An 8,613-nucleotide genomic window follows, 5' to 3' on the forward strand; every position below is an offset into this window, starting at 1 on the left:
TATTATAATTTCATCCAATTAATAACATCATCAATGTCTATTTCTATATTATATTGATGATGTTTTCTGGTTTTTTTATTAACCATTTAATATTAATTTTCTCACTAGATAATCTCCTCTCAACTTTAAATCTACCCGCCTTTTTCACATTAATTCCTTAGTACTTTCCTTGTTACTTATATGATACTCTTCCTAGTGTATTTTCAGCATCATATACATTATCGTAACGTTAACTCAACTGAATATTATTAACTACCTTAAAATATGTAAAGTCAATTTTAAAACCATATCTCCTATTTATTCAATTTTTCTTAATACGCTTAAAAACACTTCACAATAAATGTTAATAAGCTAACAAGAAGCGATTATGAGAGTTTGGCTACTAAATCCACTTCCAACATTTTAAAACACTAAATAAATATATGTTTAAAAATACTTGAAATTGTTAATTAATACTTATAAGTTCTATTTTAGGAGGTTACTTAAATGTCAATAATTTGTGCTAATGTAAAAATCTTAGGAACTAGACCACTTTTATTTAATCGATTTACCGAAGATGCAATCCCTATAACAAAGCAAGAAAAATTGGGAGTTCCAGGAAACAACCCTGAAGAATGGAAAAAAACTTTTCAAGCTACCCCACAAGGACAACTTTATTTGGATCCTATTTATATTTTCACTTGTTTACGTGCGGGAGGAAAGTTTATATCTAAAGGAAGAGGAACATTAGAACCAGAAGTGTCTTCAACACTCCAAGTACTAGATAATAAGATATTCATTAACAGGTTTCTTCCCCCTATTAATGAAATAACAAGGGATGATAAAAAAGATGTATATATTGATGTACGGCCGGTTTCAAGAAGAGGAGTAAAAAATATACGTTATCGTCTAGCCATTTCATCTGGTTGGGAAACAGAGTTTAGTATTATATGGGAAGGAACCTTAATTAATCGTGAACAAATGAGAGCTATTTGCCAAGATGCTGGTGCTTACGCTGGGTTAGGAGACGCAAGAAAAGTAGGATTTGGACGATTCCATGTCACTGATTTTAATATTGTTCAGGAAATAGCACATGCCTAAGAAAAGAACTCCTTATGAAACGTGGAGAATAAACATAAGACCAATCATATGGAACAGAGATAATAGACAATGTATACGTTGTAAAAAATCAGTCTTATTAAATAAATGTCATATCGATCACATAGTTAGTGGGCTAAGTGGGGATAATAGGATCCGAAATTTACGTACCCTTTGCAGAAAATGTCATGTTCTACGTGCAGATCACTTCCATCAAGGTATGATTGCAAAAGCTTTAAAAGACGGAGTTATAACAGCGGATTGGCGTAAACATGTTTGGGAAGAAGATTCACTATTAAGAAAATAGAACAGATTTTGATAGTACTTAATAAACAAACGAACAGATTTTGATAGTACTTAATAAACAAACGAACACAATGTCTAATAAAATTATGAATTGTATTTAAAAACTGAACTAGATGTATGGTACGATTTGATACGGTTATAAATTAAAACAATTTAAGCTAATTAATTTAAAATTAGGATTCTTACACAGCAAAGTAAAGCAAATTTATATTTAAACTAAATTGTTTTAACTTTACTTGATATGAATAATCTCTAAAAAGTATGATAGTGTCGAAACAGTTAAAACTGTTCAATAGGAGTTGACTTCCCTATTGCTGAAGAGATAGGTCATTAAATAAGGTTAGGCTTGGTATGGTACATCCCGGTTGGGTTCGGTTCGGTGGTGTTTGGTATAGCACGGCTTGATACGGTAATTTAATTATTATTGAAGACATTCTCTATTAAACCTAACTTATTATGTATAGTATATTCCCTAACAATTAAGAAAATTTACAAATAATACCTTTCAATCTTTAATTTCGTTCCCATTTCAAATAAATAACCAACACCTGAAGATACTTTTAAGTTCTTTTATGTTAATTTTAAGCACTATAGTGTTCTTACATTCATTTGTACACTTCTCTAATCTGATAGAGAGGTGATACATTTGTCTGCTTTCTTAAAATTAGTAGGAGAAAACATCCGATTATTACGAAAAAAAAGAGGATTGACACAAGAAGAATTAGCTGAACGAATCAATTTACAACAAGCTTATATTGGGGGAGTTGAACGTGGGGAAAGAAATATTTCCATGCTTACTCTACAAAAAATTGCTGTTGGTCTAGAGGTTTCACCTGAAAAAGTGTTAAACTTAAGTAATATCAATTTACTCGAAAACCCTCAAAGAGAGGGATTTCTAAGTATCATTACTTCTCTAATTCATCAAAAAAATATTGATGAATTGCAATTCATCCTAAAGTTTATTCATAACTTCTCTGAGTTCGTAGAAAGTAACAGTATAAAATAATGACTGCAACATGTCCTTAAATAATAATTAAAACATTTACTTACAATAAATGTTTTAAATCATCTAAAATTACTAAAAGGATTTCCTCGCTCATAAGAAATATCTGTATTTTATCTACAGCTGAAATGTAAAGTACTTCTTATCCACTTTTGAACTTAAGAAATTTAATACCATTTAATAAAAAAGTTATCCTTTCTAACACATTTAGAAAGGATAACTTTTTTATATTTTTTAATTTATAACATTAACTTTAGACTAAATGAACATACATGCAATTTTGAACTTTAAACGCATAATTTTAATTAAACTTCTTATATTAAGAATCTCCATTATATTATGTAAAATACTCTAGTTTTGCATTTGGAAAAAATTTATTCATATATGAATAAAGTTGATTTTTTATATCATCTTCTTCTTCTTTTTGATAAATATATTTACCAATTCCATATTTCCCCCATTTATATCTTCTTTTCTCTTCATCTAATTCTAATTTTGTCATAGGATAATTTTTTTCAATCACTCTCTTTGCAGGCTTTGTAAAACGATGTTGAATAAATTCAAATGTAATATCATCTCTTACATCAAGAGGTAATTCAGCATCTAGACGTTCAAACATAAGAAAATACCCGTTCTGCCAACCTTCATGAAGATAAATAGGAGCCACTATGAACCCTAACGGGTATCCTGCTCTAGCTACTTTTCCTGCTGCTTCGATTCGTTTAGCTAAAGGGGACGTACCTGGTTCAAAGTTTTTAATAACATAATCAGCATTTACACTAAATCGAAATCTTGTTTTCCCATTATGTTTTGCATCAAGTAAATGATCTACATGATGAAATTTTGTAACAAACCTCAGCTTTCCGTATTTTGATTCCCCAAAATGCTCAATTGCCCGTTTTAGCGTATGTGTTAAGTGATCAATTCCTACAATATCTGATGTACAAGAAGCCTCAAATCTTGTTAATTCTGGCTCACGAGCCTCCATGTATTTGTCAGCCGCTTCTAAGATTTCATCAACATTTACATAAGTACGGATATATGGCTTACTTCCCATTGTTGTCTGTAAATAGCAATAATGACAATGTCCCATACACCCTGTTGCAAAGGGAATTGCATACTCCGCTGAAGGTTTGGAAGTATCAAATTTCAGCGTTTTTCTAACACCAACAACAAGTGTAGATTTTGCTACTCGATACTTTTGAAAATCGTTATCGCCTGGTAAATCTCTTACTTGATTATGGGAAGTAGTATGTCGAATTTCAACATCCATCTTTGAAAACTTCTCAAACAGCTCTTTCCCCAAAGGATAATCTAATGCTTTAGGTTCAAAATATACGAGCTTAGGCATAAATGGCTTATTCATTCCAACACCCCCTCTGGAATATCACCATAATAGTAAGTGTACGCTTGGTTTGCCTCTTCTTCCGTAGAATAAACCGCCATCTCATTTGTTAGTGGATAATACGTTTCGTAAAGGAACAACGCTAATTCATTTGGTCTCTCAGGGTTATTTACAACTGCTGCGGCTTGTATATTTGCTACATCTTGAGTGTGGGGATTTCGATAAAAAATATAGACAATATCTCCAGCATAATAAGTTTTACTTTCATTAGAAAGCTCCATTCAATCACCTTTTCTTTAAAAAAAATTGTAATGTGCAAAGTAATACATTCTAAATTTTTTCCTATAGTCCATAAAAATATGTCTACTTTTATCAAGAAGAATCTTTATTTTGAATTACATTTATGATTGACGCTATGGAAAGATATCCCCACACGCTCATAACCGATTAACTTAAGAGCAGAAACCAAATAGAATTTCCTTTATCAGGACTAAAATATTCTTAAAAAAATAGTACACTCTTAATTCTCTTTCTTCGTACTGAGTACATATCTATTTGAAGTATTAGTACCACAATGGCCTAGTTTGAAAGAACATTTTTTAGTCCTTTAAATTTGTTACACCAAAACCAACTTAATTGGGGTAAACGATGGTTGACATTGTTAAAATAAAAATTTTTACATATAAAATAAGAATTTGCACAAAGTAAGTATGGTTCTATTACTTAAAAGTGAGGTGATTAATTATGTCAGTGCTAGACAATTTTGATCAATGGAAAAGCTTTTTAGGAGAACGATTAGAACAAGCCGAAGGAAAAGGAATTGCTGGTGAGGCAGTTTCAGATATGGCATTCCGTGTAGGTGATTATTTGGCAAATGAAGTAGAGGCGCGAAATGACCAAGAAAAACTATTAGCTGAGCTTTGGAAAGTTGCTAATGAACAGGAACAACATACAATTGCCAATTTAATGGTGAAGTTTGTCCAACATAAATAAACAATTATGCATTTTTAGTCACACTTCTATATGAAAAGAGTGTGACTATTTATTTTTTAGACTCCCATACTCTTTTCATATATAAATGTGTTTAATATTTGATTTATTTTATGTAACTGGTTTTATACGAAAACTTAAATTACAGTGTGTATATCAAATAACTATATGTTTTTGTTGTACGCTTATTTTCTATAAAAGTTGATGCTACTAGAAGTGAAAGTATAATAGCTTTTCAGTATGTTATGTAAGCAAACAAGTAATCTTTGTCATTGATTCCTATCACTTATACACGAAAATTTCTATTTTGTTCTAAAACAGCAAAGGAATTTGTAGTTCTCCTTAGTAATCTCTGCCCTTTCCTGAATCTGAAATTTCTACTAAGGTTTCTGGATAAGGTTCAAAATAGGTTTGCCTTAATAAATATTGTTCTTCAAAACGAAGAGCCCATGATTTTAATACAGAGAGCAAACTGCTAAGCGGTATCTTTTTTTCTTTATACTTTTGAAGAAGTGTTAAAAAATGCTCTTTTTCTTGATTTTTCAAATTCTTTTTAAAATAACCAAAGATATGCTGACATACGTTTACATGTGATGTATAACGAGGTGTTCTTTTTAATAATTCATATAACATTTCCTCATATTTTTTAAATATGCTCTCAACTTTATCTTTTTTGTGATTGGCAATAATTCTGCCTAACTCTTTTTGTTTTGACTGATTATATGCCATGAATAAATACTTATAAACGGATTGAAAAGCAATCAATTCTTCTAAATTTCCATTTTGTTTGATTCTTCTAAAATGAGTAATTGTAAATAATTTTGTGAAAAAATGTTCTCGAATAGTAAAATTTGACAATCTCCCTTCCTCTTCTACTGCAATATGAGATAATTTTCTTAGCACAGCCCCACCAAATATGCCAGGACCTTTTCCTTTCGTTGGTGACTTTTCATACCCCGTATAGATATTCACATCTTTTATTCCACAACTTGGAGATCGACTTTTTAAAATAAATCCATCGACATCTGGTAATGTACTTAAAAAAGAATTAGAAAAATGCTGCATTTGTTCTGTTAAATCTTTTCTTGTAGAAGGCTGCACAAGTTTTTGAACGCCATTCTCCTCAACGATTCGAATTGTTTCACGAGGTATACCCAATCCAATTTCTACTTCAGGACATACAGGAATAAATGTAACAAATGGTTTTAAATTTTGAATTGTAACATCAAAAATCATATCTCCGTTATAACGACAGGTATCAAATTCCAAGCATTTACTCACAACCACTTTTGGTTTAGGAAATTGTCTCTGCATGTTATTGCCTCCTTAGGATTTAATCAGCAATATATTAAGTATTAAATTATCTTTTAAACTTTTATGCCATCATTACAGTGTTTTACATCCAATATAAAAATATTCCGTAATGTTGTTAGAATTGTCAAGAGTATCGATATTCTATAAAATTGGTATTTGTTTAATAAAACATTTGAACATTTATTTTTATTTTTTTTTGGTTTAAAAAAGAACATTTTTGAGAAAAACCTTTTCCCCATAAAGGTAAGAGTATTTTTAATTTGCTTTCCCATCGAATCCTCTTGTAAACTGTGTCTAAGAATCAATTCTTGAGCACCTTGACTTAACAGTTTTCTTTTTATAAAAATTGGGCCCTTTTAATTAAAAGGACTTTTTGTCCAAACATATAAAAAATTAAAAGTTTTTTATCATAAATATATTGGTATGTAATAGTTTGAAAATACATTTAGAGATGATGGCTTTTCCAAGTATTATCTCTAAATTCCTCTACTTTGATTTCTGTAATGACAATCATACTTTTCACTGTTATTTTAACATAGTCACAATTTTTTTAAGAATTAATATAATGAGGAGGGAATTTTATTGAAAATTGCAATTTGTGGTGGAAGTGGATTTATTGGTAGACATCTTTCAAATTTTCTTAGCAATGAGGGGCATACAGTTTATATTCTTACACGGAAAAAGATAGATGATTTTTCAACTTCTAATATTCAATATGTAAAATGGGATGCTAATTCAAATACATTTCCTTTTTCGTCTATTGATGTTGTCATTAATCTAGCTGGAGAATCTATTAATAACGGTAGATGGACAAAGAAACAAAAAGAAAAGATTTTAGAGAGTAGGTTACAAACTACAAAAGGACTTATTAAGCAATTACACACCCTTGAAATAAAACCTCAAACGTTCATTAATGCCAGTGCTATTGGATACTACGGGGCATCTCAAAAGCAGTCTTTCACAGAGGAACACGAAACTCCGGGAAATGATTTTTTAGCAACTACAGTATCTTTATGGGAACAAGCAGCATCTCAAGCTAAATCACTCGGAATACGTACTATTTACACTAGATTCGGTATTGTATTAGGTAAAGATGGAGGTGCTTTTCCAAAAATGCTCCTTCCCTATCAATTGTATATTGGGGGTACAATCGGAACCGGAAACCAATGGTTATCATGGATTCACATAGATGATGCCGTACGTATAATTGATTTTGCTATCAACAAAAAGGAGGTAAAAGGACCTCTTAATATTACAGCACCAACACCAGCTACTATGAAAGAATTCGGGAAAAATATGGCAAAAATTACAGGGCGCCCACATTGGCTGCCAGTCCCTTCTTTTATCCTCCATACTTTACTGGGAGAAATGAGCATGCTGATATTAGAAGGACAGCACGTATTACCTCAAAAAGCTATTGAACACGGATATCAATATAAATTTTTAACATTAGAACATGCATTACAAAATATAATTCCATCTACAATGTAGTACTTCAAAATACAACTTATCTATATTTAAAATATGGCAATAAAATTGCGGAAGATTAGAAATACATATTTTAAACTTTAATCTATGTGAGATTTAGAAGATTTCTCCACCTTTTAAGAGGTTAATTAAGGAATTTTCTTAATAACAAAATGATAAAAGGTAGGCATCTCTTATAAAAAGATATCTACCTTTCTGTGGTTTATTTTGCGGTCTATGACAGTAATCGTGTAACTACCCAATAAAAAAAGACACCTTAAGGTGCCTTTCTTACACTTAAACCATCTTAATTTTAATAACATCATTTTAAAAACTAAAAATACACCTTGAATCTTTCATATAATATTTTAACATATTTACATATAAATAGAAGTGCTAAAAAAGAGAAAATGCCTGAAAACTATTTCTTATAATTTGAATTTGTTGTATCTTTATAGTAATTTTTAGAAAAGTGTTATTTAAATATTTCTTAATTATTATTTGTGATGGTCCCGGAGGGTAAACATTATGTCTAATGATTTTAATATGGATTATAGTCATTTTGAAAGGAGTGCTAAAATCCTTGAAATGCTGGGTAATTCAAATCGTTTATTGATTGTTAGTGAATTGATTAAAAATGGTGTTATGACAGTTTCTCAACTTAGTGCAGCAACACAAATTGCAGAATATAAAATTCTACAACATTTAAAAAAATTAACGATAAGCAAGGTTATCAGTAGTGAGCGGAAGGGTACAAAAATCTATTGCAAAGTAGAAGAGAAAAAAACCATTGATATTATTTTTTTATTAGAATTGTTAAATTAAAAATTAAACTTAGTGTCAATGGAGGAAGACAGCCTCTGATGCCTTCCTCCAACTTGAACCATCTTAAATTTAATAATATGTGTATTGGAATTCATTCGTATATTATTTTATCGCGTTTAAAAATTTTACACATTGAGAAATAAGACACTATTCTTCATTTTCAATTGAACGTAAAAACCCCTAGAGGGGTGAAGTGAACCCCGAAAACGGGACACCAATCAAAACACCTAAACCACTTGTTCCCTAAATTCTTTAGGGGATAGGTGGTTTAATTTTTCTTGAATTC

The 8,613-nt window shown here is 30.5% G+C and carries 9 protein-coding genes; 6 read left to right on the forward strand and 3 right to left on the reverse strand.

Translation table 11 applies throughout. The annotated features are described in order from the left end of the window. Window positions 1-486 precede the first annotated feature (486 nt). From ASE54_RS13875 to ASE54_RS13885, 3 genes are all read left to right on the forward strand, one after another. Complete coding sequence (locus ASE54_RS13875; RefSeq protein ID WP_000022209.1) at window positions 487-1,080, forward strand: hypothetical protein; 594 nt, start codon at window positions 487-489, stop codon at window positions 1,078-1,080. After that, window positions 1,073-1,384, forward strand: a complete 312-nt coding sequence (locus ASE54_RS13880) for an HNH endonuclease (protein ID WP_001124980.1) — start codon at window positions 1,073-1,075, stop codon at window positions 1,382-1,384. Before ASE54_RS13875 ends, ASE54_RS13880 begins: the two co-directional genes overlap by 8 nt. A gap of 645 nt (window positions 1,385-2,029) precedes the next feature. Further along, the gene (locus ASE54_RS13885; RefSeq protein WP_001272206.1) at window positions 2,030-2,389 is read left to right on the forward strand and encodes a helix-turn-helix transcriptional regulator; all 360 of its coding nucleotides are present in this window, start codon (window positions 2,030-2,032) and stop codon (window positions 2,387-2,389) included. A 334-nt stretch (window positions 2,390-2,723) separates the two neighbouring features. Here ASE54_RS13885 and splB read toward each other — a convergent pair whose 3' ends face one another. Together splB and ASE54_RS13895 are read right to left on the reverse strand one after the other, a co-directional pair. Beyond that, window positions 2,724-3,752, reverse strand: a complete 1,029-nt coding sequence (gene splB / locus ASE54_RS13890; RefSeq protein WP_001039637.1) for a spore photoproduct lyase — start codon at window positions 3,750-3,752, stop codon at window positions 2,724-2,726. Further along, complete coding sequence (locus tag ASE54_RS13895; RefSeq protein WP_014895265.1) at window positions 3,749-4,012, reverse strand: transcriptional regulator SplA; 264 nt, start codon at window positions 4,010-4,012, stop codon at window positions 3,749-3,751. The genes splB and ASE54_RS13895 overlap by 4 nt, the downstream gene beginning before the upstream one ends. Window positions 4,013-4,475: 463 nt before the next feature. Here ASE54_RS13895 and ASE54_RS13900 point away from each other — a divergent pair, with 463 nt between their 5' ends. Beyond that, window positions 4,476-4,724 (forward strand): DUF3243 domain-containing protein, encoded by a 249-nt coding sequence (locus tag ASE54_RS13900; RefSeq protein WP_000114446.1) that lies wholly within the window; start codon window positions 4,476-4,478, stop codon window positions 4,722-4,724. A 339-nt stretch (window positions 4,725-5,063) separates the two neighbouring features. Here the strand turns inward: ASE54_RS13900 and ASE54_RS13905 are convergent, their stop codons facing one another. Continuing rightward, entirely contained in the window at window positions 5,064-6,035 is a 972-nt protein-coding gene (locus ASE54_RS13905) for a DUF523 and DUF1722 domain-containing protein (RefSeq protein WP_014895264.1), read from the reverse strand. 582 nt (window positions 6,036-6,617) lie between these two features. Here ASE54_RS13905 and ASE54_RS13915 point away from each other — a divergent pair. Together ASE54_RS13915 and ASE54_RS13920 are read left to right on the forward strand one after the other, a co-directional pair. Continuing rightward, window positions 6,618-7,526, forward strand: coding sequence for a TIGR01777 family oxidoreductase (locus tag ASE54_RS13915; protein ID WP_000684085.1), 909 nt, complete (start codon window positions 6,618-6,620; stop codon window positions 7,524-7,526). A 504-nt stretch (window positions 7,527-8,030) separates the two neighbouring features. After that, window positions 8,031-8,327 (forward strand): metalloregulator ArsR/SmtB family transcription factor, encoded by a 297-nt coding sequence (locus tag ASE54_RS13920; protein WP_000063807.1) that lies wholly within the window; start codon window positions 8,031-8,033, stop codon window positions 8,325-8,327. Window positions 8,328-8,613: the final 286 nt, after the last annotated feature.

This window comes from Bacillus sp. Root131, assembly GCF_001429475.1.
Taxonomy (GTDB): domain Bacteria; phylum Bacillota; class Bacilli; order Bacillales; family Bacillaceae_G; genus Bacillus_A; species Bacillus_A thuringiensis_S.

Excerpts from the sequence above, each read along its gene's own strand:
- ASE54_RS13875 (WP_000022209.1), top strand. The coding sequence starts at position 487 with ATGTCAATAATTTGTGCTAATGTAAAAATCTTAGGAACTAGACCACTT.
- ASE54_RS13880 (WP_001124980.1), top strand. The coding sequence starts at position 1,073 with ATGCCTAAGAAAAGAACTCCTTATGAAACGTGGAGAATAAACATAAGA.
- splB (WP_001039637.1), bottom strand. The coding sequence starts at position 3,752 with ATGAATAAGCCATTTATGCCTAAGCTCGTATATTTTGAACCTAAAGCA.
- ASE54_RS13895 (WP_014895265.1), bottom strand. The coding sequence starts at position 4,012 with ATGGAGCTTTCTAATGAAAGTAAAACTTATTATGCTGGAGATATTGTC.
- ASE54_RS13900 (WP_000114446.1), top strand. The coding sequence starts at position 4,476 with ATGTCAGTGCTAGACAATTTTGATCAATGGAAAAGCTTTTTAGGAGAA.
- ASE54_RS13905 (WP_014895264.1), bottom strand. The coding sequence starts at position 6,035 with ATGCAGAGACAATTTCCTAAACCAAAAGTGGTTGTGAGTAAATGCTTG.
- ASE54_RS13920 (WP_000063807.1), top strand. The coding sequence starts at position 8,031 with ATGTCTAATGATTTTAATATGGATTATAGTCATTTTGAAAGGAGTGCT.